Here is a 24,904-nt window from a genome sequence, read left to right as displayed (position 1 = left end):
ATTTGCGCCGTTCCCCGGCCCTCCGTGGTTACGCACGCTGCCTCCTCCGGGCCTGACGCTCACGGCGCTGAGTTCGATTTGCGCCGCTCCCGGGCCCTCCGTGGTTACGCACGCTGCCTCCTCCGGGCCTGACGCTCACGGCGCTGGGTACTCACCCCTGGTCTCCTTCCTGAAGGGCGCGCCAGATCCGGTCCGCGGTCATCGGCAAACCGGTCTGTCGTACCCCGACAGCATCGCGGATGGCGTTCGCCAGCGCGGGGGCAACCGGGTTGTACGGGGATTCGCTCATTGACTTGGCACCGAGAGGGCCCAGGTCATCGGCGGTTTCGGCGAAGTAGACCTCGGTGTGCGGCAAATCGGCGAACTGCGGGATGTGATAGTGCCGCAGCGTCCGCGTGGTCACTTCACCCTGCGCGGAGCGCATGTCCTCATAGAGCGCGGTGCCGATGGCCTGCGCGACGCCGCCGACCACCTGACCGCGGCACTGCACCGGGTTGAGTACCGTGCCCGCGTCGGCGGCCTGGACCGATTGCAGGATGCGCAGCAACCCGGTATCGGGCTGCACGGCAACCCGGAATGCCTGCACATTGAAGCTGACCGAGCGCGGGCTGCCCGCGTGTTCGCCGTGGCCGGACAACTCGCCGTCGGCCAGGAGTTCGGTGGCGTCGATCAGCCGATCGCCGCAGCGGACGCCATCGGCCACCAGGACGCACTCCGCTTCGGCGCGACCAGTCAGCTTGGCGGCCCGGACCAGGATGTGCTCACGCAGTGCCACGGCCGCGGCGTAGGAGGCCTTGCCCGCGACGGTGATGCCGGTGGACCCGAAGGCGCCGGTGTCGTAGCCGACGACGTCGGTGTCCGATTGGCGGATCACTATGCGACGTACGTCGGTGTGTAGCGCTGTCGCCGCGAGTTGGGCGTGCACTGTCGTAGTGCCGTTGCCGAATTCGACTGTGCCGACGCGGAGTTCGTAGCGTCCGTCGGGGAGCAGGGTGAGGGTTGCCTCGGAGCGGTGGCCGCGCGGTGGGATGGTGGCGATCATGGCCAGCGCCATACCGGTGCCCACTCGCCAGTCCGGACCAGGAGCGCGAACCCCATTGCCGCGCAATATGGCTCGTTCGGCGAGGTCTAGACATTGATCGAGGCCGTAACTGCCGAAGTCCAGATCGCTGTCGCCGACTTCCGCGCCGACGAATGCGTCGCCGGGGACGATGACATTGCGGCGGCGGAATTCGAATGGGTCGATATCGAGTTCGCGCGCCAGTTCATCCAATGCCGACTCGACGCCGAAGATGATCTGTCCGAGACCGTAGCCGCGGAATGCGCCCGAGGGAACATTGTTGGTGTAGACCGTCTTCGCCTCGACGCGCTTATTGGCGCAGCGGTAGACCTCGATGGATTCGCCGACGCCGTGGAACAGCACGCCCGCACTGTGATTGCCGTAGGCCCCGGCATCGGCGAGCACGTCGATCGACAGTGCGGTCAGTATGCCGTCGGCATCCGCGCCCGCGGTGACCGCGACCCGCATCGGATGACGGCAAGTGGCGCTGGTGAATTCGTCGGAGCGGGTGAATTCGTATTGCACGGGCCGGCCGGTGCGCAGTACTGCCAGTGCTATCAGATCCTCGGCCAGCATTTCCTGTTTGGCGCCGAATCCGCCGCCGACGCGCTTGGCGAATACCCGCACCCGGTCACGCGGTAGCCCGAATATCTGGCACAGTTCGTCGCGCACCAGGAACGGGACCTGCGTGCTGCAGCGGACGACCAGCCTGCCGTCGGCGTCCAACCAGCCGATACCGCCGTGGGTTTCCAGATGTACGTGCTGGCCGCGCGGCGAATGCCAGACGCCTCTGACCACCTGCGCCGCCGCGGCGAGGCCCGCCTGAACGTCGCCTACCTCGCCCTTGATCTCAGCGATCAGGTTGCGTTCGGGATCGACGATGCGAGCCGAATCCGGCTTATCGCCATGCAGTTTCGGCGCTTCCGGCAGCAATGCCTCGGCCGGATCGAATACGGCGGGCAGGATTTCGTACTCGACCTGTATCGCTCGGCAACCTGCGCGAGCGATATCCAGGCTCTCCGCCACTACGGCGGCGACCCGCTGTCCGACGAATCGCACCGTGCGATCCAGCACGTAGGTGTCGTCTGGGTCGTCGACTCGAAGTTCGTGGCGTGCAGTGGAAAAGGCGATATCAGGAGCGTCGGTGTACGTGAGCACTGCATGCACGCCCGGCAGGTTTTCGGCGGCGGAGGTGTCGATGGCCACGATTCGCGCGTGGGGGTATGGGCTCGGTAAGACGGCGATATGCAGTGGGCTCGTGGGCGGCGCTGTGGCGGCATCCACATCAGTGGCCGCATCCTGCGGACGGACATCGAAGGTGAACGGCTCTGTGCCGGTGACGACTCGCGCTCCGGCGGGCGCACCGACGTCGGTGCCCGCGTGTCCACGACCGCCTGATGCCCAAGTGTGGCTTGTGCCTGTGATCGGGCCCGCACCACATACTCCGGCGGCCTCCGGGGCCGTGTCAGGAGGCGTACCCAGCGCATCGGCGATCGCACGATATCCGGTGCAGCGGCAGAGGTTTCCCTTCATGAGCTCCGGTAGCGCATCGGGATCCGGGGCGGTCGAGCCGCCGCAGCCGAGGCCTGCGGCGGTGACCACCATGCCCGCGGTACAGAAGCCGCATTGGAAGGCGGCGGAGTCGACGAAACGTTGCTGGACCGGGTGCGGCGCTTCTGGGGTGCCGAGGCCGGAGGCGGTGGTTATGGTGCGGTCGGCAGCGCGGTAGGCGGGAATGATGCACGAGTGCACGGAGATTCCGTCGAGTTGCACGGTGCACGCACCGCAATCGCCCGCATCGCAACCTTTCTTCACCGCGAAATGGCCGTTTTCGCGCAATAACGTACGCAGACATTGGCCCGGACGTGGTTCCGCCTGTACCGCTCGACCATCCACTTCGAATCTCATTGCCCATCACCGACTTCGGTGCACAGCTCGGCCGCAACCGCACCGGCCAGCACCCCGGCGACATGGCGACGCCAGTCCGGCGCTCCGTGCGGATCGTCGAACCAGAGCGTCGGTTCGATGGCGGCGACCGCACCCCGCACCTCGGCAGCACCGGGCGCCCCGTCGAAATCCAGCACAATCGGCTGGGTCGTCGCCGCGGTTATGGTCAGCGCGCAGCGGCCGTCCACCTCGCGTCGGCCCATCACAACCGCACCGGAACGACCGAGCGGAGCCAGCGCGATCTTCCGGAATGCAGTGCGCGCGTGCAGACTTCGAATCGGAACGGTAATCGATCGCAACACTTCACCCGAGGTGAGCACATTATGTCCCGGTCCGAGTACGAACTCCCGCAGGGGAATCCGCCGATCGGAACCATCCGGCGACCACACCAGCGCGACACCGTCCAACGCCACCAGCGCCCCCAGCACCGCCCCGGCGGGCAACGAGAGGCACACATTCCCGCCCACCGTCGCCGTCCGCCATATCTTGTGCGACGCCACCAACGCCCGACACGCCTGCGCGAACAACGTCGTCCCCGGCCACTGCGCCCGCATCATCTCCGCCCCCAACTCCCGCCCTGCCCCGGCCCCCGACAACTCCGCCAACGTGCAGGTAGCCGCGATCTCCAACCCCTCGTGCGTCTCGGTCAACGCAGGCCACCCCAGCGCGCTGATATCGACCAGCCGATCCAACTCCTCCTGCGGCTCCGAGAACAAGAACGTCCCCCCGGCGAGCACCCCACAACTCCCGCCCACAACGGCCAGGTCGGCCCGCCTCCGCGCCACAACCACATCCCGAATCGTGTCCAGATCCACGCCACACCTCGCTCCACTACCGCTGCCGCCACAGTAGAAGCCGTGGGTTGCCGCGATGTTGCGCGACAACCGCCCCAGGTTGCGCGGTCGTTACTCGCCGAATCGAGCACCCGCGCCCGCCGAATCGCGCAGTCCGAGACATCTCTGTTCCAGTATTCAGCAATGCCGTCTGATCAGGCCATTCGCCTTGATCCGTGACAACTTGCCGGACCGTCGAGCGACCGTTTGCCCCTCGGACAAATAGCCGAGGAGAGCCTCCGCACGTGTCGTTTGCCAGGTCATAGGACCAGCGGGCTGCCAGTCGATGGACCACCGGCTTGTGGCCGAATCGAGAACGTGTCTGGCCTCGAGTTCTGCCGTGCCGGAGAACCTCCGTCATCGGTAAAACGCGCTGTCAGCGGCATGAGTGAGCGTTCGCTGAATTGCGAATCAGTGAGACGGGTTCCTGTCTACTGGACAGGCAGGGAAGGCGGAACCTGTCGCGGGCCGGCGTCAACAACCTCATGCAGCGCGTGGCGAACCTTCGGGCAAGAGTGATCGCCGCGAGTGGGGGACTGCTCGCCTTGCCAGGAGTCTGAGCCCGAACGCGACCTGCCAGAGACCGATGAAGAGGGTGGGCAGCCGCTCGTAGAAACCGGCCGGAGAGTCTCCGCCGTCGTGGCCATTCGCCGCCGAGGCGGCCGCGAAGAACAGTGCGACGGATACGAGGGACAGGGCACTGCTAGCGATCGAGAAGGCGGCCCAGCCACGAGACGAGCGGAGCCCCGTGACGAAAACGGCCGCGGGCAACGCCAGAAAGACCACCAGGGCGGCAATATTGTGCACGGTGCCGCCTAGCGTGACGATGCTGGGCTGCCCTGCCGGGAAGCCCAGGATCGGGTCGGTCCGGAACGGGCCGATGACGATGAGCCCCAGCCCGGCGATGGCAAGCAACGCAAATCCCCACGCGTTGGTATCGCCCGAACGTCTGAGTCCTTCGGCGAAGCACAGCGTGAGCACTCCGTAGAGCATGAAGTTGGCGTCCTGGATCCATCCGTGGTCGGCCAGGCTGAGTGTGCTGATCGTGTTGTGCCACGAGCTGTAGCGGGCCTGCGTTGCCCCATTGACCAGGAAGGCCGCAACGAAGATGACCGGCCCGGCCGCACCCAGGACCACAAGCTGCCGTGTACGAAGTACGCTCATGAATACAGCGTACGCGTTAAGATACGTCGTACACCACTGGAAGGAAGCGGCATGACGTCCCTCTGGGAGCGGCTTGAACAGACCTCCACCGCGGCCCGGCCGGCCCTATCCGCCCAGCGGATAGCCATGACTGCGGTGGGCATCGCCGACTCGGACGGGCTCGACGCCATCACCATGCGACGCCTCGCCGCCGAACTGGGCGTCGCCCCGATGGCCGCCTACCGCTATGTGTCGGGCAAGGACGACGTCCTCGAGCTGATGGTCGACCTCGTCTACGGCGAGGTGGATGTCCCCGACAGCGCTGGCTGGCGCGAGACCATGCGAGCATTCGCCGCTGGCATTCGCGCCCTCGTGTTGAAACACCCGTGGCTCACCCGGCTCTCCGCACCACAGGCCGTGTATGAGCTGACGCCCAACCGGATGGCACTCGCAGAGCGGGTGCTCGCCGCGCTGCGCGGCTTGGACCTCGACGCTGACACGACAATGAGCATCTTCCGTACCGTCGCCGCCTACGTGCAGGGTGCCACCAGCGCCGAGATCGGCCTACGACAACTGATGCGCGAGAAAAATTGGACCAGCGGCACCGAGGCCCGGACGGGACTGTCGGCGCAGATGACGTGGCTGCTGGGCACGGGCCGCTATCCGACGTTCGAACGCTATGTCCGCGAAGGCGCCCGCAAGGATGACCTGCAATGGCACTTCGAGACTGGGCTGGAACACGTCCTCGACGGCATCGCCGTACGCCTCGGCTGACGAGGCACCACCAGCAGCCGAGACGGCCATCGACACTCGGCCGAACCGCCCCGATACAGCCGGGTCAACCGACCAGTCGGCAATAGCGGGCGTTGTTCGGCAGGAGCCGATCTGCGTAGGGAAGCCGTTCAACTAGAACACGTTCAGCCGACGCCACCGAGCTACCAAGTGGTCCCATCACTGGCAACACGCTGGTCCTATGACCGGGGACCCTTTCTTGCCACGCGCGGGACCACCGCAAGACCGGCCGTCGCCGAGTGAACGTGTGCTGATCTCAGGTCGATCGGTCGGCGTCAGAAGGCTGCGATCGTTCTGGGTGCGCGTTCTGCTCGGCTCAGTGCGCGCAGGACTGCCGATTGGCCGTGCCGGACCACCGCGAGTCGCGACAACAGGTCGAGTACGGGCTCGAAAACCTGCGGCGGGAACGACGGGGTCAGGATGTCGACACTGACCGCCAGATCGTCGGAGTGCACAACGATCTCCATCATGCGCGTCAACAGAAAATCGTCGAGCAGCACTGGCTTGGCGACCATCACGACAACGCGGTCGGCCGGTTCGGCCGCCAGCGCCGTGCGCTGCTGAACGATCGCCGATTCGACCTCGCCGACCAGGGCCTTCGCACCGCCTGCTGCGGCAGCCTCGCCACCCTGGCGAATACGCACACTGATCTCCGCGTCCACATCGGCGTCGAACGCCAGCGCCCGGCCGAAGAACTCGGCAACCGACAGCGGCTGCGTATCAGGGACTTCGGCCTCCAGCAGCCGGGAGACGTAGAAGACCTGCGCCCCCAGGTGGCCGGCAAGCCCGTGAACGCTGAATTCCTTCAATGCACTGGGTTGGTCCCATGCTGCGGTGACCGCCGGATCGGCGAGCAGCGCCGCCGCTGATGCCGCGGCCTGTAGGTAGGCCTCTCTGATCGCGCTCAATTCCATTGCCTTCCAAAAAGACTCGTGGCTGCTCACGGTGAATCACAGCATGGGTGCGCCGCACCCGGTGCGGCATGTGATCACCGACACCTGAGCCGAGCGGCGACCGACCGTCGTCGACGAACACCTTCCATCGCAGTGCGGAGGCGGGGTGGTCTCACGAGTCGCAAGAAGATGGTCCACGACGCCGGCCAACGATAGCGCCAGCCATCCAAGGGTAGGCCGAGGCGTTGCGGCGTCGGAGCGCAATCCGCGGCCGGTGCGCCGGAATCCGTCCGACCAGGTGGACCTCCGCAGCTTCGGAGACCGCTCGATCGGCCCGTCCAACTCTTGCGTTCGGCTATGGCTCCGATCGGGACCGCGTCGTGGTCAATCGACCGAAGTGCACTGCGGCAGTGGTCTATTCAGTCGATTGTCCAGTGTGAAGACGTGTAGATCAGATGGCCTCAGGGGTGTGCCAGGCGATCTTTCCGCGATAGAATTCGAACATGCTTTCGAACAGTGAGGACGCCGGGGCGCGGGCAGCCGGCCCACTGCTCGCTGCGGTCTCCGAACTGCTCGAGCGGCCGTTGGTCGGACTGGCGGACAATGATGTGCTCGATCTGATGCGGGATGTGGAGCGATGCGCACGCAAGCTCACCGCGCTGCAGCACCGGCTGCTGGTCGAGGCCGATGAACGCTCGATTCCCGCGCACACCGGATCGAAGACACTGAAGCGGTTCCTGATGCAGACACTGCGGTTGTCGAGCGCCGATGCCGGGAGTCGGGTGCATGCGGCACAGTGGGTCGGCGCTTCCCGCGATATGGGCGGTGAACAGCTGCAGCCGCAGTTGCCATGCACCGCAGGCGCTTTGGCGCGCGGTGAGATTTCCGCCGACCATGTGCGAGGTATCGCGCATGTGATGAAGCGCGTGCCGCGCGGGGCGTCCACCGAAGATCGGGAGGCGGCCGAGCAGATCCTGGCCGAGTTCGCGCGGTCGGGGTCGCCGGACGATATCGGCAAGATCGGCGACCGAATCCTGGCCCATCTGGACCCCGACGGCCGACTCACCGACAACTACGACCGCGCTCGCATGCGCGGAATCACGGTGGGCAGGCAACGGCCGGACGGGATGTCACCGATCCGCGGGGAGATCGATCCGGTGCTGCGGGCATTGCTGGATCCGGTGCTGGCCAAGTATGCCCGCCCCGGCGTATGCAATCCGGAGGACCCCGACAGCCCGGCCTTCGACATCGACGCCGTGGATCCCACCGCGCTGGCCGAAGCGGCGCGGCGCGATCACCGCAGCGCCGCGCAGCGCAACCACGATGCGCTCACCGCCGTGCTGCGGTCCGGGCTCGTCGCCGAGGACCTGGGCAGCCATCGTGGCCTGCCGGTAACGACGATCCTGACAATGAAACTCGACGACCTGGAACAGATGTCGGGTGTAGCGACCACCGCCACCGGTGGGGTGGTGCCGATCCGGGACGCGCTCGCGCTGGCCGAGCGGTCGCAACCGTATCTGGCGGTATTCGATCATGCGGGGCTGCCGCTGCATCTCGGCCGGATGAAACGACTCGGGTCGCGGTCGCAACGACTGGCGCTGATCGCCGCCCTGCGCGGCTGCTCACGCCCGGGTTGCGACGCACCGGCCAGCCTCTGCGCGGTCCACCACATCCTGGACTACGGCAAGGGCGGACGCACGGACATCGGCAATCTGGTGCTGGCCTGCGACGCGTGTCATGCACTCGTTCACGACGGCCCCGGCGGCTGGAAAACCGTTGCCGAGGGCAAGAATTCGGCCCTTTCGGGCCGCACCGCCTGGATCGCGCCGGAGCACATCGACCCCACCGGCACCCCGACGATCAACCATCGCCACCACGCCAACGAACTGCTCGCCGCCGTGCTGACCCGCATCCACACCCGCAATGAACGCGAACGCGAAGCCCGCAGACTTCGCGAACGCGAACAACACCGGCAATGGCTGCGATCTCGATCCCAGCCGGACACCGGCACCGCCGCATGTACCCATCGGCGGACAGCAACGGCTGCCCGACGGGGCACCCGTGTGCCTCAGCAGTGCTCGGGGGTGCCGTCTTCCAGTGAAACGCATTCGCACGGCACAGCGCCGGCCAAGCGGCATCGCGCATCCGATATCGCGTGATTGCGCACGGATGGGAGGAGAGGACAGGACAGGACAGGAGTTCGGCATGCCGCGGGCACCTGCTGGATCAACGACGGCCGCGGCACGTCCACCGTTGATACCCCTTTGCTCTTCCGCAGCGCTTCGGCGATGGGGCCAGTGGAACATGAAAGAGGCACGGCCCCAGTCCAATACGAGTCAGACCGAGGCCGCTGCCTGTGGTCGGATCGGGAGCCGCTACACCGTCGGCCGGGTGAACTCGCCGTCTTGCACGCCTGCCATGAAGGCATCCCACTCGACCGGAGCGAAGACCAGCGCCGGGCCGGTCGGGTTCTTGGAGTCGCGAACGCCGACGCCGCCGGCGCTCAGCCAGGCGACTTCCACGCATTCCGAGCCGGCCTGGCTATAGCTGCTCTTGAACCACACGGCACCGGTAAGGCTCATGTCCACTGTTGATACTCCTTTGCCATCGCGCAATGGCTGGCCCTGTGAGTGCACTCGCGCCGCTCGTGTCCTGTGTGTCATTCGACATGACGTAGGGTCCGGCGACACGGGTGTGATTGATCACCGCAATGCTTGATATGTCGGTATTTGGCACTAAGTTCGAGCCGCGCGGCTCAGCGCTTCGGTCGCCGTGGTCGTGTCATCTTTCGCATTGCTGACTACACCCTCAGTCGGAAGGTTCCGGCCATTAACCAGCACATGGTGCCCGAGGTCAACGCCGATCTCGGGTTCTTCGCATCCCGCACCCCGAACGGGGCTGCCTTCTGGCGCCTCGCCGCCGCAGATTTCGGGCTGTCCGCCGACGAACGTTCGGTGCTGCAGCGCACGTTCCATGATTCGACCGAACTGGATAAATGGCTACCGTCCGGCAAGACCTATCGACAGCGGGCTTATGGCTGCTACGGGCTTTCGGTAGCCGATATGCATTTCACGCCCATCGACGAACCGCCACCGTATAGGCAATCGGTCGACGTCAATCCGCTGGCCGGTGGTATCGAACGCAGGTTCAAGCAGATCGAGCCGCGGCATCCGGCGACCGAGCCGACCAGGAAGATCGCGGCCGTCGTTGCCCGCTCGCTGGTAACGGCCGGTGTCCTGTCGGCACGGCGCACCCCCGAGGTGCTCGTCGACGCCCACTACATGGCCATCACCGCACCGGGTGAACCAGCGCCGGAGGGTAAGCACCGCGACGGGCTGATCGCCGGATCGGCACATTTGATCGAGCGCCGAAACCTGGCGAAGGGCACCGGTATCTCGTCCATTTACGACGGCGCCGAACCGGAGGTCGAGCTGGCGTCGTTCCAGCTGAGGCGGCCGCTGGACTCCTACGTCTTCGACGATGAGCGTGTCCAGCACTTCACCGACGAGATCCGGCGCAGGATCCCGTTCGTGCAGGCGTATCGAAATGTACTGCTGCTCGGATTCAGAAGGTGTGACTGACTCGATCGAGAAGATGATCGGCGACCTGGACCGACTGCTCCCGGAGGACGAGCTCGTGGCCATCGCCACCGAGCTCACCGCCGTCGCATCCTTCACCGGACAGGAGACGCCGTTGGCGGTTCAGGTCCAGAAAACACTCGCCGACAACGGTATTCATACCTTTGGACAGGAGGTGCAGCCCGGTCGATTCCAGATGATCGGTCTGCTCGGCCCGTTGCATGAAACACCAGCGCTCATGCTGAACGGACATCTGGACATGGATCCGCTGGGCCGCGATCACCCGGACGATCCGTTCACCGCGCGACGAATCGGCGACCAACTGTTCGGGGCCGGCCTACACAATATGAAAAGCGGTCTCGCCGCCATGATCGGCGCGGCAATCGCGGTGCACCGCAGCGCAATCCCGCTCCGACAGGGTTTGCTGTTGGAGTTCGTGGTCGGCGAACTTCAGGGCGGGGTCGGCACGAAGCACGCATTGCGATCCGGGCTCACAGCGGCGGCGGCCGTGGTGCCCGAACCCTATTCTGTTCGTCGCGTCATCACCCGGACGGCGGGCGTCCACAAGTTCGCCCTGGTTGTTCGCGGCCGCAGTGCCCACACCAGCAGGCCAGACGAAGGTGTCGACGCCATTGCGGTGCTGCGGAAGGTTCTCGACCTGCTCGACGCGGCCGATATCGGACTGCGCAACCCAGACTTTCCACCGCTGCCTCGCATGCAGGTCGCGAGCCTGCTGGCGGGACGTGGTGAGGGACACGATCTTTCGGGCATCTCCTATTGCGCAGACAAGGCGACTGCCCTAATCGACCTGCGCTACCCACCGCCCTATGAGCCCGAGGACGTGCACGCGGCCATCGACGCCGCACTCGACCGCCTCCGCCCGCGGTTTCCGACGGCCACGATCCACCTGGAACATCCGGTCGACCCGCAGTTCCGGGTCAGCGGGACGGATATGCCGCCGATGGACATGTCCCCCGAGTGCGCCGTCGTACGCGACATCGCCGAACTACTCCCCCTGGTCTCGGATTTCCAGGTCGAGGAGACCGGGCTCGCGCTGCCGTATTCGTACTGCGGCAACGACACCACCCACCTCAGCCGGGCGGGCATCGAATGCTGTCTGTTCGGACCGCGCGGAACCACGCCGGGCACCGAACATCACGTGCTGATCAGCGAAATGTCTGCCTGCGCCCGCACACTCGCCGCGCTTGCGATTCGGCGCTGCGCATAACGCGGATCAGTCGCTGCGCATCCGAATTTCGGAGGTGATCTGTTCACCGTGCCGCACACCGGTGCTCGCATAGAGTTCGAGCGCCTGGGCGAGCAGTTGTTCGGCCAGCTCGGCCTGCCCGGTCTTGACCGCGACCGTGGCCAGGCCGCGCAGCGCATCGGCGCGCCCCAGCGGATCACCGATCAGTTCGGCGATCCGCTGGGAATCCTCGTAATACCTTTGCGCGCCGAGGTATTCGCCGAAATGTCGCTCGATATGCCCGAGTCCGCGCAACGTATCCACCTGGCTGAACCGATCGTCGATCTCGACCGCGATGTCGTATGCCTGCTGGAACATGCTGCGAGCCTTCTCGTAGTCGCCGGTCTTGCGCGCGATATTGCCCAGACCCCACAGCGTCCACCCCTCGCCGTACCGGTCGTGGATGCGCCGGGCGATCGCCATCGCGTCGTCGAAGTACTCGCGGGCCGTTTCCTGCTCCCCGACCAGCCTTTCGATATGACCGAGCCCCCGTAGCGCGTCGCCCGCCAACCTCCGGTGGTTCATCTTCTGCGCGATGCGCAAGGCCTCGCCGTAGAGGTGCCTGGCCTCGGCCTGTTCGCCCAGTCGCCGGATGACCTCGGCCAGACCCCATTGCGCGGTGGCCACCCGGATCGGGTCGCCGATATCGCCCGCGATGGCGAGTGCCTCCTCCGAGTAGCTGCGGCCGGTCCGATAGTCCGACGCCACCCAGGCCACATGCGCGAGCCCTTGTAGCGCGTCGCATTCGGTCGGCTGATTGGCGATAGACCTGGCCATTTTCAAGGCCTGACCGAAGTAGTCCCGTGCCTGCGCATGAGCGCCGATGCTCCTTGCGGTTTGGCCGAGCTCACATAGGATGGCCGCCTCGGTATTCTGATCCGCCAGTTCGAGTGCGATGGCCCTGGCCTGCTCGAACGCCGCCCCCGCCGCCTCATGGTGGCCCATGAGGCGGTCGACGCGGCCGCGGCCGACCAGGGCCCAGGATTCGGCGCGGCGATCGTGGACTCGGCCCGCGATGTCGAGGGCGCGGCCGAAGAGGCGGTGAGCCAGGGACCAGTGGCCGGTGCCGGAGAGGTGCGAGGCCAGACGACGGGCCAATTCGGCTGCGTCTCTTGTCGGTTCGGCGGCCTGTACACAGCCCTGCAGCATTTCGCGTTCGCGGGTCAGCCATTCCCGCGCTTGGGTCGCGTCATCGGAGGGGTTCCAGAGGTGTTCGCTGCCCGCGGGATCGAAGATCTGGTGGGTGCTCGCCTGACGCGCGACGGCGAGGCTTTCGCCGACGAGGCGGTCGATGACGGCGGCGTGTTCGGCGGGTGAGTCCTCGCGTTCGGCGTGCATGCGAGCGCACCATCGGGTGAGGTCGTGCATTCGGTAGCGGTGACCACCGGGACCACCGGAAGACGGGTCGAGGAACCCGGCCTCGAATAGCCTGCGCACCATCATCATTCCGTCACCGAGCGGTACCGACGCCATCGTCGCCATGGCCTCCGCGGTGATCTCCGGTCCCGGAAACCAGCCCAGAAGGCGAACCGCCCGTTGATGTTTCGGATCTTGCAGGCGCTCATAGGACATCTCGAAGGCGGCGCGCAGCGACTCGTCTTCCGCGGCGAACTGATCGAAGAGGTGTTCGGCGGCCGAGTCGGTCGCGCGGCGATCCACCGACGCCTCCTTGATCCGCGCCGTCAAATTGGCGATATCGGCCGCGCTGTCGGCGAGCATCTCCTCACCGTGATGGGCGATCTGGCCGCCGATCAGCCTGATGGCCAATGGAAGTCGGCCCGCCGTCTCCAGGATCAGGCGTACCGCGCGCTTGTCGTAGCCGGTGCGCAGATTGCCCAGTTTGACGAGCAGTTCCTCGGCCTCCTCCCACTCCATGACCTCCAGCCGCAGCGGTGCGGCACCGGCCAGGCCGGTGAGTTTGCTGCGGCTGGTGATCAGGACGAAACAGCCGGGGGCTTGTGGCAGTAGGTCTTTCACCTGCGCGGTGTCCAGGACATTGTCGAAGACGATGAGCATGCGGCGATCGCTCATGGCGGTGCGCCAGCGGTTCGCCCGCCCGGCCAGGTCCATTTCGATGGTTTCGCGGGCGACCCCGACCTGCAGCAGGAGCTGCTCGAGTACATCGATGGGTTCGCGCGGATCGCGGCCGAGGGTGTAGCCGTGCAGGTCGACCCAGATCGTGCCGTCCGGGTAGTGCCGACCGAAGGCCGCGACGGCGTAGCGCGCCAAAGCGGTCTTGCCGATGCCAGTCAGCCCGACGATCACATGCACCGCGACCGCGCCGCTGCGCAGGTGTTCGGTTACTCGGTCACGTAATTGGGCCTTCGGACCGGCGCGGCCGGTGAAGTGCGGGACCTCGGCGGGCAGGTCACCACCGGCGGGCACCGGGAGTCGGCCGATGGCACGCCGGGCCACCGCCTCGTGGTACTCCAGCCGTTCGTGTTCCGGCATGTGCGCCAGGTCGGCGACATCGACGAGTTGGTCCCAGGTGGTGCCGTAGAGGGTGGCGAGGTTCTTGAGGACGCGGACCGTTGGCCGCACACCGGACGGACGCTCCGGTTCGTCATCGAGAACGACGCCGTCGCGGCTGAACGGCCACGCCTCGTACTCGGAGATCCGGCTGGCCTTCATGGCCGCGGTGGCGCTGTCGGTGAGCTCGTTGTAGCGCTCGGCGACCACGCCCTGGGTCAATTCGTTGGCGTAGCGCCACGCGGCGCGTGGTCGGTACCCACGCTGACGCAATTCGGCGGCAAGGGGTTCCAGCAGTTGCTGTTCGGTCAATCCGAGATCGGCCAGGCGCGCGCGTAGGCGTCGGCGGGCCTGGCGACCTGCTCGATCCATCGCCCCACCCTCCCCGCAGCGATGCGCCAGGCCGACGGTGCTGCGCGCGCACCAGAGAATCGTAACGTCGACTGTGATTAATTCCTTGGTATCAGCCGCATTTCCGCTGGTCAAGTGTGTCGGCCGGAGTGAAGAAATCACTTTTGCCACTGGGATCGCGCCACGCCGAGGCGAACTGACACCGTAGAGGGCAGCAACTGAACAATGTGACAAGTCGCAGCGGATGAAAGGGGTTCGCGCGATGCCGATTACGACCACGGAATGGCTCATCACGAGCGATGTGGCGCACGAGGCGGCCTTCCGGATCGATCTGCCCGAGGCCGGCCGCGGCAAATGGCTGCTGTCGTATCTGCCGACCGACCGTCGGCTGACGCGGGCGCAGGCACTGGCGGGAATGGTTGTGGCGGAAATGATTCTGATGGATCAGTTGGATCCGTCCGGTCGGTTCGACCACGAGATAGCCGAATTACACGCGGCCGAACTGGGTCTCACGCTGCACGAGGTGATGTGCCTGCTTGCACTGCGGGCGCGGCCGGAATCGGATCCAGAGCAGGAGATCGAACACGCCACCGCCCTTGCCTGAAGGCCAACTGGCGCTGCGGGTTCCGCGCCGGACCCGCAGTTGCCGCGGCCGCCGTCACCGAGGGGAGGACGGCGGCCGCGGACCGATACTCAGCCCGCCTTCGCGACGAGCGCCGCCTGTGCCCGCGCGACCTCGCCGCCGACCTTCTCCTCGTCGACGGTGCGCACCTCGCCATCGCGAACGACCGTGCGCCCGTCGACGATCAACGCCGCCAGCGGCGGGGCGGAGCCGAGAATCAGTGCGGTCACCGGGTCATCGATGCCCGCGTGTGCGGGCGTATCGAGCCGCCACAAAGCGAGATCGGCGAGTTTGCCCGGTTCGATCGAACCGATTTCGGCTGCCCGCCCCAGCACCCGCGCACCACCGATAGTGGCCAGCTCCAGAGCTTTTCGAGTGCTGATCGCGCGCGGGCCGCCCTTGGCCCTTGCGTAGAGCAGCGCATTGCGCGGCTCCTCGATCATCGAACTGGATTCATTGCTGGCGGCACCGTCCACGCCGAGTCCTACCGGCACACCCGCGGCGATCAGATCGGCCGTGCGCGCCGTACCCGCCCCGATCCGCGCATTCGAGGTTGGGCAATGCGCCACTCCGGTACCGGTTTTCGCCATCGTGCCGATGGCAGCGTCGTCCAGGTGGATGCCATGGGCATACCAGACATCGGAGCCGAGCCAGCCGAGCCGCTCCATGTACTGGGCGGGTGTGCAGCCGAATTTGTCCGCACAGAACTCCGCTTCATCGATCGTCTCGGCCAGATGGGTATGCAGGCGTACGCCGAGATCGCGTGCCAGCACGGCGGATTCGCGCAGCAACTCGGTCGTCACCGAGAACGGCGAACATGGCGCGAGTGCGATCCGCAGCATCGAATCGAATGACGGATCATGCCAGCGCGCAACGGCATCCGCGCTCGCGGTGAGAATGGCGTCGAGGGTCTCCACCACCTCGTCGGGCGGCAGCCCACCCGAACTCTGCCCGAGATCCATCGAGCCACGCGTCGGCTGGAATCGCAACCCCACCTCGGCGGCCGCGGCGATCTCCGCGCCGAGCAGGTCACCACCCGCGCGCGGGAATACGTAATGGTGGTCGGTGGACGTGGTGCACCCCGTCCGGGCCAGCGCGGCGAGCGCACCGGTCGCGGCGACGCGAACCGCACCTTCATCGATGCCCGCCCAGATCGGGTAGAGCGTGGTGAGCCATTCGAACAGCGTGTTATCCGCGGCCAGACCCCGGGTGACCCATTGGTACAGATGGTGATGGGTATTCACCAGTCCGGGCGTGAGCAGGCAACCACGGCCATCGATGCGGTGCACATCCGCGCCGAGATCGGGCGCATCACCCGCACCGACCGCGGTGATCCGGTTGCCAAGCACCGTCACATACCCGCGACGGTATTCGGTGCCGTTCGGATCGACGGTCGCCACGGCGCACCCGTCGATGACCGTCGTTGTCGTCATGTGCCTACGGTAGCCATGCGGGCCCGGCTTCCGGGGCATCTTCCCGCTGCACAGTGGCATGGATGAGTCCGTAGGGCCGGTCGTCGGCGTGATAGACCTCGCCGTGGTTCTCGATGCCGAATCGACCGAGGTCGTAGTCGAAATGATGCTTATTCGGCGCGGCCAGCCGGATTTCGGCGAGCACCGGAAAGGCCTCGAGCGCGGCCTTGCCCATTTCGAAGAGCGTCTGCTGCAAAGCCTTCGAATGCAGCGTCGCGAAGACCTCGACCATCCGCTGCCGGACGCCCGCGTACACCGCATCCCAGTCCACGCCGGTCGTGGCGGCGAAACGCCACTGCGCGACGAGGGAGGTCGCGAGCATCCGGTCCTGCGTCGGCGCGAGCACGGTGAAATCGTCGGTCAGGAAGTCGACGAACTCCGAGCCGGTCGACTTGAGGATCACCAGATCCTTCACCCCGCCGATGACCCAGGCCCGCTGCCGGTCGCCCGTGCCCGCCACCGTGACCGTCGCGGTCCGCACCTCGGAACCCTGCCGTACCCAGGTGTGATCGTGCTCGCTGCCGTCGACGGTGACGCGCTGCCAGGCATACTCCTCGACCTCGATACGAGCGCTGTCGACGGGCGCGATCTCGTCTACGAAATGCGCGGCGAGCGTCAGCGCATAGTCTTCGATCGGTTGCAGCCCAGGCTTTTTCGCATACGCGTAGGCGGTCTGCTTCTGGGTATCAGTGGGCAGCACCTTCGACTGGTCACCGGCGACATAGGCATCGGCGAAATCGCCACGCAGCACCGTGGATACGTTCACATCGCGAATTTCGTGACGCGGCTGGTCCCGGTAGATCCGGACGATGCGGTTCTCCGCCTTTCCGTACCGGTTGTCGGACAGCACGATCGGCCCGGTCAGCTCCATGATGGCTCAGCTCCCTCGGTAGGTGGAAAAGGCGAAGGGCGACAACAGCAATGGGACGTGGTAATGCCGCTCCTCGATGACGACGAACGTAATGGCAACCTCCGGATAGAACGATTCGACCCCGCGCTCGGCGAAGTAAGCGCCGGTATCGAATACCAGCCGATATGTGCCGGGTGGCAATGCCGCACCGAGCGAGGCGATCCGGCCGTCGTCATCGGTGGCTCCGGAACCGAGCATCTCGGTGTCCCGATAGAGCACCACCGCGATACCAGCCGCGGGCGCGCCCGCGACGGCATCGAGGACATGCGTACCGATCGTGCTCATAACTGCGCCTCGCTCGGCTCCGTCATGACCACCAAGGTGGCTGTGTTGAATGTTCGCTCGCTCATTCGCCATCCTCGGCCAGCAGCCGCGCCAACCTAATCCGGTTGATCTTCGCCAATTCCGTTCGCATAATCCGCCTTTCGGTCTCCGGATCATTTCCGAGCCGGGCGGTGAGCAATTCCAGCAGTTCGTCCCCGGACTTACCGGTCGCGCACACCAGATAGATATGGCCGAACTTCTCCTCATAGGCCAGATTGCCCTCGGCCAGCCCCGCCCGCACCGCATCCTCGGCCCCGGCCACCCCGGCCTGCTCCCGCGCCGATGCCGCGGTATCGGGCCGGGCGCCGATGCGCGGATGTCCGTCGAGTGCGCGATCGATCTGTGCCTCGGACAATTCGGCCAGCACCGCATCGGCCGTATCGAATACGGCATCGATATTCGCGTACGGCCGCCCAGCGACTAGCGCACGAGCCCATTCCGGTGCGGCGCAACACACGAGCAGGGCCGCATTGGCCTCCGCTTCGGGCAATGCGTTGAATTCCGCGAGGCCCAACTCGTCGGGTGTCATCGGACCAGCATCGAATACGACCGACGCGGTCGCCAGTCGAACGAGATAGATCACCTCCGGCGTGTCGCCCGCGCTGCCGTATTCGACCTGGGCGCGGATTTCGGAGATGGTCGGGCTCCATCTGGACGATCTACTGCTGTCGACGTCACAGCACTTTTCCGTAACCCATCGGCTACCCGGCCGGGCTACCGTCTTTTCATGGCTGCACCACCCGAACCGGTCTGCGCGGGCATCGTCTTGGCCGCCGGCGCCGGAACGCGCTACGGGATGCCCAAGGCACTGGCCGAGGGCGGCGCCTGGCTGCGGTCGGCGGTGGCGGCGCTGCGCGACGGCGGCTGTGATCCGGTGATCGTGGTGCTCGGCGCGACCGGACCTACACCGGACGCGGTCGACCTACCCGCGGGTGTCGATCACGTGTGGGCGGCGGACTGGGCGACCGGACTCGGGGCCTCGCTGCGGGCGGGTCTGCGAGCCGTCGCGCGCACCCCCGCCGAGTACGTCGCGATCATGCCGGTGGACACCCCCGATGTCGGGGCCGATGTGGTCGCCCGGGTGGTCGCCGCGGCCTTCGCGGCACCCACCGGACTGGCACGGGCTGTGTTCCACGCCACACCCGGCCATCCCGTTGTCATGTCTCATAAGCACTGGACCTCGGTGTATCAAGCAGCCGTTAGAGATTCCGGCGGGCGCGCCTATTTAGCCGGTAATAACGATATGGTGTGCGTCACGTGCGACGATTTGGCGACAGGCGATGATCGTGACTTCCCGGCCACGCCGCACGCGTGAGCGGAGCTGAACAGATGCGGGACATCGTCGACGACCTATTGCGGGTGTGGCATTCGGGCCGGACAGGTGGACTGGCCACCGTCGTGCGAACTGTTGGTTCCGGACCGCTGCCGGTCGGAACATCGATCCTGATAGATGCCAATGGCGCGGTCTACGGTTCGCTCCTCGGCGGGAGCGTCGAGACGACCGTGATCGAGGCGGCCGCCGATGCCGCGCGCAGCGGTCGACGCGGACTGCACCGCTTCGGCGTCCCGCCGGGCGAGCCCGGATTGGACTCCGGCGGCATGGTCGATGTTTTCGTCGAGCCGTTCTCGCGCCGGGACTTTCCGGAATTCCCCTCCATGGCCGCGGAAATCGCCGCGCACCGCAGGGTTACCCTCTTCACCGTGGTGTGGAATCCGGATCCGGATCTGATCGGACAGCATCTGATCACCCCGCAGCGTCATGCGACGGAACTGGTCGCGCTGCCCGAATCCGACGTGTTCGTCGCCTCGTTCCCGCCGCCACCGCGGCTGATCATCTTCGGCGCCAACGCTTTTGCCGCGGCGCTGGCGGTCCAGGCCAAACTGCTCGGCTACCGCGTCACGATCTGCGATTCCCGCGACACCTTCGCAACACCCGATGCCTTCCCTGGTGCCGAGGTGGTCGTCGACTGGCCGCACCGGTACCTGAACACCCTGTCGGCGGCGGGCGAAATCGATAGCAGCACGGCGATTGTCGTCCTCGGACACGATCCGACGTTCGAAATCCCGCTGCTCACCGTGGCACTGCGACTACCCGAACTGGGTTACCTCGCCGCGAACGGCTCCTGGTCCGCACACCTGAGACGCATCGAAGACCTGCAAGCCGGCGGCTTCGACAACGCGACGCTCGCCCGCCTGCACTCCCCCGCCGGTCTCGATATCGGGGCACGCACCGCCGCCGAGGTCGCCGTTTCGATCGCCGCCGAACTGCTTGTCGCCCGGTCCGGAACCGAGCGGCGGATCGCCGAAAACCGGGACCCCGAACCGCAATTCAAGCAATTCCCGGCCGACGCCCCGGTGGCGCTCTAGCGCTACTTCAGGCCCGGATTCTCCGCGTACACCTCGCGCAGCACCGAGAGGTCGAACAGCTGGTCGGCCTTGATATCGATCTTGGCATTGCGCAGCGCGGCGATATTCTGCTCGATCAACTGATCGGTCATGGTCAGCAAACCGTTGGCGGTCGAATCCGCGGAGACGACGAGGCCGTTCTGCGCGGTCGCCTCCTGGGTCTGTTCGTTCAGATCGAGTTTCTGATCCTTGCCGTATACCTCGACCGCGAGCCGCGCCGATTCGGCCGGATTCGCGACCGCATCCTTCCAGCCCTTGATCTCGGCGATCAGGAAGGCCTTCAGCTTGTCGCGTTCCTTATCGATGGTGGACTGCTTGACCGTCAGGGTCTCGGCCACCAGCGGCAGGTTGTAATCGGCGAAGAGGAAGTTCGTATTCTGGAATCCCTTGGCGGTCAGCGTGATCGGCTCATTGGTCACATAGCTGACCCAGCCGTCCACCTCACCGTTGGCCAGCGGAGTCGGATCGTATTGCGCGGGCACGATGGTCACATCGCTCGGCTTCATGCCATTGGCGTTCAGCAGCGCGTTGAAGATCAGCTGATTGGTGTCCTGGACGCCGATCTTGCGGCCCTTCATATCCTGCGGGGTCTTGATGGGCTTGGCGGCGGAGCTGACGATGCAGAACGGGTTCTTCTGATAGGTGGTCGCGACGATCTTGGCGGGTAGGCCCTCCAGGATCGCGGGCGCGGTGGTCTGCGGGGCCGAGGTGCCGAGCCAGACCTTGCCGGTGTCCAGGCCGGCCTCGACCGAGGTGCTCGCCGCGCCACCGGCGATCAGATTCACCGAACCGAATCCGGCGTCCTTGTAGTAGCCCTTGGAATCGGCGAAGTATTCGCCTGCGAATTCGATGTTCTTCAGCCAGGACAGCTGGACCGCGACGGAACCGTACTTGGATCCGTCCGCCACCGACCCGCCCGACGAGTCTTTCGAATCATCGCCACATGCGGCCAGCAGGCTCGCACCGCCCAATGCGGCGCCGGCCAGCGCGGAGTAACGAAGCAGGGATCGCCGGTTCAGGTTCGGCCCGAACGAAGAGCGTTGTACGGGGTTCATGAGCCGAATCTAAGGGGATTGGTGTTTCGATTTCTTTACTTTGGCGTTCCGAGCATTGATTTGCGAAAAACTGACCGGTCAGCGGCGACCCGCCTCGGGGCCGAAACGGGCCAGCACCAGATTTTCGATGACGCCGACGATCGCGTACAGCAGCACCGAGACGATGGTCACGATCACGATCGAGGCCCACAGCTTGCTGTATTGGAAGGTCGGGATGGCGCGAATCAGGCTGGCTCCCAACCCCGTGCCGCTACCCAACCATTCACCGAGCAATGCGCCGATCAGCGCGCCGGGCACCGAAATTCGCGCCGCCGCGAAGACCGAGGGCAGGGCGGCGGGCACGGCGACCATGCGCAGTCCGGTCCAGCGGGAGCCGCCGTAGGCGGCCACCAGATCCATCGCCTGCCGCGGTGCATTGCGCAATCCCGCCATGATCATCACGAGCGCCGGGAAGAACACCACGATCGCCGCGAGCACCGTCACACCGGCCAGTCCGCGCCCGAAGACCAGCACGATGATCGGGGTCAGCGCCACCAGGGGCACCGACCGCAACAGCATGGCGACCGGCATGAACGTCTGCTCGACCACCGCGAACGAGACGAACAGCGCCGCGACGACGAGTGCGGCCAGCATGCCGACCCCGAAGCCGATCGCGGCGTCGCGCAGGGTGATCTGCAGGTCCTCGAAGATCGCCTGACGTGCGGTGTGTGCGCCGGAGGAGTTGAACAGGTATTTCCAGATATCGCTGGGCGTTTTGCCTACTCGCGGGCCGACCTGAGGGAATGCCTTCAGGAAGACGTACCAGATCACCAGCATCAGCAGGAGCGCGGTGACCAGAGGGAACAGGAAGCGGCCGATCCTGGTCAGCACAGCGAGCGTCCCCGCGGCGGCACCGCGTTGGGGCCGCGTGCTCTCCACCGTGGGCGGTGCGGGGGCAGTTACGTTGTCCACCGGCCCGAGTTCGTCAGTCATCGCACTCCTCCAAACACGCCGCCCGGATCCGGGGAGTTTCGCCGAGGCTAGTCGAATGGTGGTCGCCCACACCGCATACGACCGCCATATCACTACGCTCGGCGGGCAGTCGGAGCAAGTGGCGCGGTGCGGGGGTCATCTGGACTCCTGGGCGGTCCATGGGGTGAGCAATCGGGCGAGCAGGGCGACAATGGCGTAACCGAGGCCGGCGAGTGCGGCTGCCGCCAGGGCCATTCCCCATGTGCGCGGCACGTTGTACGCGGTCTGCGCGGCGGTCAGCGCGACACCGATGCCGCTGTCCACCCCGCCGAGGTACTCGCCGATGATCGCACCGAGCACGGCCGACGGCGCGGCAATCTTCAACGCGGCGAACAGATTCGGCAGCGCTGCGATCGCCTGCACCCGGTAGAGCTGCTGCCAGCGACCGCCGCCATAGGCGCGGATCAGGTCGAGGCTGGTGACATCGGCCGAGCGCAGTCCGGTGACCGTGCCGACCATGGTGGTGAAGAAGCAGTACATCGCCGCGAGGAAGATCGTCGGGGTGCGGCCGCCGAAAACCACCAGGATGATCGGCCCCAGTGCGAGCAGCGGGATGCAGTAACTGAGGATGGCGAGCTGGGTGGCCAGCGGTTCGATCCACGGGATCAGCACGATCAGCATCGCCAGGCCGATGGCCAGCGCATTGCCCCAGATGAAGCCCTTCAGCGCGCCGAGCGCGGTGATCCGGAAGTTGGGGCCGTACAGATCCCAGCCGTCGGTGTACATGGTGTGCAGGACGGTCCACGGACTCGGAATCGTGCCGCCCGCGACCTCCAGCGCGGCCAGCAGCCACCACACCGCGATCAGCCCGAGGACGCCGACCAGTCCGCCGATCCGTTTCATGCTGTGCCCCTTTGACGGCGGTGGCATCCGCACATTGCGCGCTGGCACATGATTCGCTCACTTCGCTCGCTCATGCGACGCCACCCTTGCCGGACTTCCCGAACAACAGCTCGGAGAGGTAGTCGTGCAGCCTGTGGAATTCCGGCGTGCGCATCATCTCGGGCGTGCGCGGGCGCGGCAGATCGATCTTCACCAGTTCCAGCACCCGGCCCGGCCGCGGACTCATTACCGCGACCACATCGGAAAGGAAGACCGCTTCGGCGATGCCGTGCGTGACCATCAGGGTGGTCGCGGGCTTCTCGGTCCAGATCCGCAGCAGTTCCAGATTCAGGCGCTGCCTGGTCATATCGTCGAGAGCACCGAACGGTTCGTCGAGCAGCAGCACGGTCGGCTTCACGACCAGTGCGCGCGCGATCGAAACACGTTGGCGCATACCGCCGGACAGCTGCGCCGGTTTGGCCTTCTCGAAGCCTTCCAGGCCGACCAGCCGCACCAGATCCGCGATCAGTCCCGGATCCGGCGAGATGCCCGCGACCTGTAAGGGCAGTTTGATATTGGATTCCACCGAACGCCACGGCAGCAGCGCCGAATCCTGGAAGGCGATGCCGAGTTCATGGCGGCTGCGCAGTTGGGCGGGGGTCTCACCGTCGATGAGCGTCTTGCCCGCGGTCGGTGTCTCCAGTCCAGCCAGGATGCGCAGCACCGTCGATTTGCCGCAGCCGGATGGTCCGAGCAGGGACAGGAACGCGCCCTGTTCGGTATGCAGCTCCACATCGTCGAGCGCCTGCACCGTCTTCCGGCCGACCCGGAATGTCTTCGTCAAACCGCTGATGTGGATGCCCGTCCCGCCGGTGGGCTCCTCGGTACCGCTCGCCGTCATGACCAAAACACTAGGAGCAGGTCGTTGCACGGATATTGCGAATCGCCACCCCAGATTGCGCAATCGTTACGCGACTTTCGATCCGCGTGCGTCGAACCCGCAGGTTGGGATGAGATATCGACCGGCCCGGGTTACAGCGGGGGTGAACCCAATTTTCGCGCTGCTCGACGCCAAGCTGCATATCGCGGGCTCGGAGATCCTCTGGCGCGAGATCATCGGCAATGGTTTCGGTCTGGCCTCCGCGGTCGGCGGTATGCGGCGACGGGTATGGGCGTGGCCGATCGGGATCGCGGGCAATGCGCTGCTGTTCACCGTTTTCGTCGGCGGAATCTTCAACACACCACAGCACTTGAATATGGCCGGACAGGCCGGGCGCCAGCTGATGTTCATCGCGGTCAGCGTGTACGGCTGGTGGAGTTGGTATCGGCAGGCGCGCGCCGAGACCGGCCTCGAACATCGCGGCGTCGTGCCGCGCTGGGCCAGCGGGCGGGAACGGCTGCTGCTGGTGGCGGCGATGTTGGTGGGCACGGCCGCATTCGCCCGATTGTTCGCGTTGATCGGTTCCTACGGGCCGTGGGCGGAAGCGTGGATCTTCACCGGATCGGTGCTGGCGACCTATGGCATGGCGCGCGGGCTCGCCGAATTCTGGCTGATCTGGATCGCCGTCGATCTCGTCGGCGTGCCATTGCTGCTGAAGGCGGGCTATTACCCGTCCGCGACGCTGTATCTGATCTATGCGGGCTTCGTCGCGTGGGGCTTCGCCGTATGGGCGCGCACCCTGCGCAAATCGGCTCCCGTGGTCGCTGATCTCGCGCCTTCGCGTCCCTAGAGATTTTTCCGCAACCTCCGATGAATCGGCGCGGTGACGCCGGTATGTACCCGCAAACCCATCGGAGGACTCTCAATGATCGTGTCAAGCCGCGACTGCCGTCGGGACGGGTGTGTCGAGGGTGAATTCTCTCCCGTCGCGCAGCAGTGCCCACAGGACGTCGACCAGGCGCCGGGCCAGGGCTAGGAGGGCCTGGGTATGGATGAGTCGCTCACCGCGCTTACGGTCGTAGTACCGGCG

The 24,904-nt window shown here is 66.0% G+C and carries 22 protein-coding genes and 1 pseudogene; 8 read left to right on the top strand and 15 right to left on the bottom strand.

From position 1 onward, the window contains the following. Positions 1-151 precede the first annotated feature (151 nt). The 3 genes from ACZ60G_RS17825 to ACZ60G_RS17815 all read right to left on the bottom strand — a co-directional run bounded on the left by ACZ60G_RS17825 (position 152) and on the right by ACZ60G_RS17815 (position 5,004). Positions 152-2,968, bottom strand: a complete 2,817-nt coding sequence (locus ACZ60G_RS17825) for a molybdopterin-dependent oxidoreductase (protein ID WP_465811182.1) — start codon at positions 2,966-2,968, stop codon at positions 152-154. After that, a complete protein-coding gene (locus ACZ60G_RS17820) occupies positions 2,965-3,822 on the bottom strand; it encodes an FAD binding domain-containing protein (protein ID WP_465811181.1) in 858 nt (285 codons plus the stop codon). Before ACZ60G_RS17820 ends, ACZ60G_RS17825 begins: the two co-directional genes overlap by 4 nt. 501 nt (positions 3,823-4,323) lie before the next feature. Then, complete coding sequence (locus ACZ60G_RS17815; RefSeq protein WP_465811180.1) at positions 4,324-5,004, bottom strand: DUF998 domain-containing protein; 681 nt, start codon at positions 5,002-5,004, stop codon at positions 4,324-4,326. A gap of 51 nt (positions 5,005-5,055) precedes the next feature. Here ACZ60G_RS17815 and ACZ60G_RS17810 point away from each other — a divergent pair, with 51 nt between their 5' ends. Beyond that, positions 5,056-5,757, top strand: coding sequence for a TetR/AcrR family transcriptional regulator (locus tag ACZ60G_RS17810; protein WP_465811179.1), 702 nt, complete (start codon positions 5,056-5,058; stop codon positions 5,755-5,757). Positions 5,758-6,050: 293 nt separating this feature from the next. On the opposite strand, the gene ACZ60G_RS17805 is transcribed toward ACZ60G_RS17810, so the two are convergent. Beyond that, on the bottom strand, positions 6,051-6,689 hold the full coding sequence (locus ACZ60G_RS17805) for a maleylpyruvate isomerase N-terminal domain-containing protein (RefSeq protein ID WP_465811178.1): 639 nt from the start codon (positions 6,687-6,689) through the stop codon (positions 6,051-6,053). A 482-nt stretch (positions 6,690-7,171) separates the two neighbouring features. Here ACZ60G_RS17805 and ACZ60G_RS17800 point away from each other — a divergent pair, with 482 nt between their 5' ends. Then, positions 7,172-8,827, top strand: coding sequence for an HNH endonuclease signature motif containing protein (locus ACZ60G_RS17800; RefSeq protein ID WP_465811177.1), 1,656 nt, complete (start codon positions 7,172-7,174; stop codon positions 8,825-8,827). Between the two features lie 216 nt (positions 8,828-9,043). Here ACZ60G_RS17800 and ACZ60G_RS17795 read toward each other — a convergent pair whose 3' ends face one another. Beyond that, positions 9,044-9,250, bottom strand: a complete 207-nt coding sequence (locus ACZ60G_RS17795) for a DUF397 domain-containing protein (RefSeq protein WP_465811176.1) — start codon at positions 9,248-9,250, stop codon at positions 9,044-9,046. A gap of 258 nt (positions 9,251-9,508) precedes the next feature. On the opposite strand from ACZ60G_RS17795, the gene ACZ60G_RS17790 reads away from it, so the two are divergent. Both ACZ60G_RS17790 and ACZ60G_RS17785 read left to right on the top strand, forming a co-directional pair. Then, the gene (locus ACZ60G_RS17790) at positions 9,509-10,249 is read left to right on the top strand and encodes a 2OG-Fe dioxygenase family protein (RefSeq protein WP_465811175.1); all 741 of its coding nucleotides are present in this window, start codon (positions 9,509-9,511) and stop codon (positions 10,247-10,249) included. Then, entirely contained in the window at positions 10,242-11,474 is a 1,233-nt protein-coding gene (locus tag ACZ60G_RS17785; RefSeq protein ID WP_465811174.1) for a M20 family metallopeptidase, read from the top strand. Before ACZ60G_RS17790 ends, ACZ60G_RS17785 begins: the two co-directional genes overlap by 8 nt. Positions 11,475-11,480: 6 nt before the next feature. Here ACZ60G_RS17785 and ACZ60G_RS17780 read toward each other — a convergent pair whose 3' ends face one another. After that, complete coding sequence (locus ACZ60G_RS17780; RefSeq protein WP_465811173.1) at positions 11,481-14,333, bottom strand: tetratricopeptide repeat protein; 2,853 nt, start codon at positions 14,331-14,333, stop codon at positions 11,481-11,483. 241 nt (positions 14,334-14,574) lie between these two features. Between ACZ60G_RS17780 and ACZ60G_RS17775 the strand changes: the two genes are divergently transcribed. Then, positions 14,575-14,916 (top strand): hypothetical protein, encoded by a 342-nt coding sequence (locus ACZ60G_RS17775; RefSeq protein ID WP_465811172.1) that lies wholly within the window; start codon positions 14,575-14,577, stop codon positions 14,914-14,916. An 89-nt stretch (positions 14,917-15,005) separates the two neighbouring features. On the opposite strand, the gene ACZ60G_RS17770 is transcribed toward ACZ60G_RS17775, so the two are convergent. The 4 genes from ACZ60G_RS17770 to uraD all read right to left on the bottom strand — a co-directional run bounded on the left by ACZ60G_RS17770 (position 15,006) and on the right by uraD (position 18,169). After that, the gene (locus ACZ60G_RS17770) at positions 15,006-16,367 is read right to left on the bottom strand and encodes an 8-oxoguanine deaminase (protein WP_465811171.1); all 1,362 of its coding nucleotides are present in this window, start codon (positions 16,365-16,367) and stop codon (positions 15,006-15,008) included. 4 nt (positions 16,368-16,371) lie between these two features. Further along, on the bottom strand, positions 16,372-17,280 hold the full coding sequence (gene pucL, locus ACZ60G_RS17765) for a factor-independent urate hydroxylase (RefSeq protein WP_465811376.1): 909 nt from the start codon (positions 17,278-17,280) through the stop codon (positions 16,372-16,374). 3 nt (positions 17,281-17,283) lie between these two features. Next, the gene (uraH, locus tag ACZ60G_RS17760; protein ID WP_465811170.1) at positions 17,284-17,601 is read right to left on the bottom strand and encodes a hydroxyisourate hydrolase; all 318 of its coding nucleotides are present in this window, start codon (positions 17,599-17,601) and stop codon (positions 17,284-17,286) included. Positions 17,602-17,662: 61 nt separating this feature from the next. Further along, positions 17,663-18,169 carry a 2-oxo-4-hydroxy-4-carboxy-5-ureidoimidazoline decarboxylase gene (gene uraD, locus ACZ60G_RS17755; RefSeq protein ID WP_465811169.1) on the bottom strand — a complete coding sequence of 169 codons (507 nt, stop codon included), beginning with the start codon at positions 18,167-18,169 and terminating at the stop codon, positions 17,663-17,665. A 198-nt stretch (positions 18,170-18,367) separates the two neighbouring features. Here uraD and ACZ60G_RS17750 point away from each other — a divergent pair, with 198 nt between their 5' ends. Together ACZ60G_RS17750 and ACZ60G_RS17745 are read left to right on the top strand one after the other, a co-directional pair. Further along, positions 18,368-18,955, top strand: a complete 588-nt coding sequence (locus ACZ60G_RS17750) for a nucleotidyltransferase family protein (RefSeq protein WP_465811168.1) — start codon at positions 18,368-18,370, stop codon at positions 18,953-18,955. Positions 18,956-18,969: 14 nt separating this feature from the next. Further along, positions 18,970-20,007, top strand: a complete 1,038-nt coding sequence (locus tag ACZ60G_RS17745) for an XdhC family protein (RefSeq protein ID WP_465811167.1) — start codon at positions 18,970-18,972, stop codon at positions 20,005-20,007. Between the two features lie 2 nt (positions 20,008-20,009). Here ACZ60G_RS17745 and ACZ60G_RS17740 read toward each other — a convergent pair whose 3' ends face one another. The 4 genes from ACZ60G_RS17740 to ACZ60G_RS17725 form a co-directional block, all read right to left on the bottom strand. After that, positions 20,010-21,101: an ABC transporter substrate-binding protein gene (locus ACZ60G_RS17740; RefSeq protein ID WP_465811166.1), complete on the bottom strand. Its 1,092-nt coding sequence runs from the start codon at positions 21,099-21,101 to the stop codon at positions 20,010-20,012. 78 nt (positions 21,102-21,179) lie between these two features. Further along, entirely contained in the window at positions 21,180-21,917 is a 738-nt protein-coding gene (locus ACZ60G_RS17735; protein ID WP_465811375.1) for an ABC transporter permease, read from the bottom strand. A gap of 291 nt (positions 21,918-22,208) precedes the next feature. Continuing rightward, a complete protein-coding gene (locus ACZ60G_RS17730; protein ID WP_465811165.1) occupies positions 22,209-22,955 on the bottom strand; it encodes an ABC transporter permease in 747 nt (248 codons plus the stop codon). Positions 22,956-23,025: 70 nt separating this feature from the next. Beyond that, complete coding sequence (locus ACZ60G_RS17725; protein ID WP_063046987.1) at positions 23,026-23,835, bottom strand: ABC transporter ATP-binding protein; 810 nt, start codon at positions 23,833-23,835, stop codon at positions 23,026-23,028. A gap of 142 nt (positions 23,836-23,977) precedes the next feature. Here ACZ60G_RS17725 and pnuC point away from each other — a divergent pair, with 142 nt between their 5' ends. Then, a complete protein-coding gene (gene pnuC / locus ACZ60G_RS17720) occupies positions 23,978-24,664 on the top strand; it encodes a nicotinamide riboside transporter PnuC (protein WP_465811164.1) in 687 nt (228 codons plus the stop codon). Between the two features lie 84 nt (positions 24,665-24,748). Here pnuC and ACZ60G_RS17715 read toward each other — a convergent pair. Continuing rightward, a pseudogene (locus tag ACZ60G_RS17715) lies at positions 24,749-24,904 on the bottom strand (IS110-like element ISMav6 family transposase); the annotation flags it as partial.

This window comes from Nocardia sp. NPDC102475, from assembly GCF_055584605.1.
The sequence above is the reverse complement of the archived record's forward strand: the minus strand, read 5'-3'. Positions and strand labels throughout refer to the sequence as shown.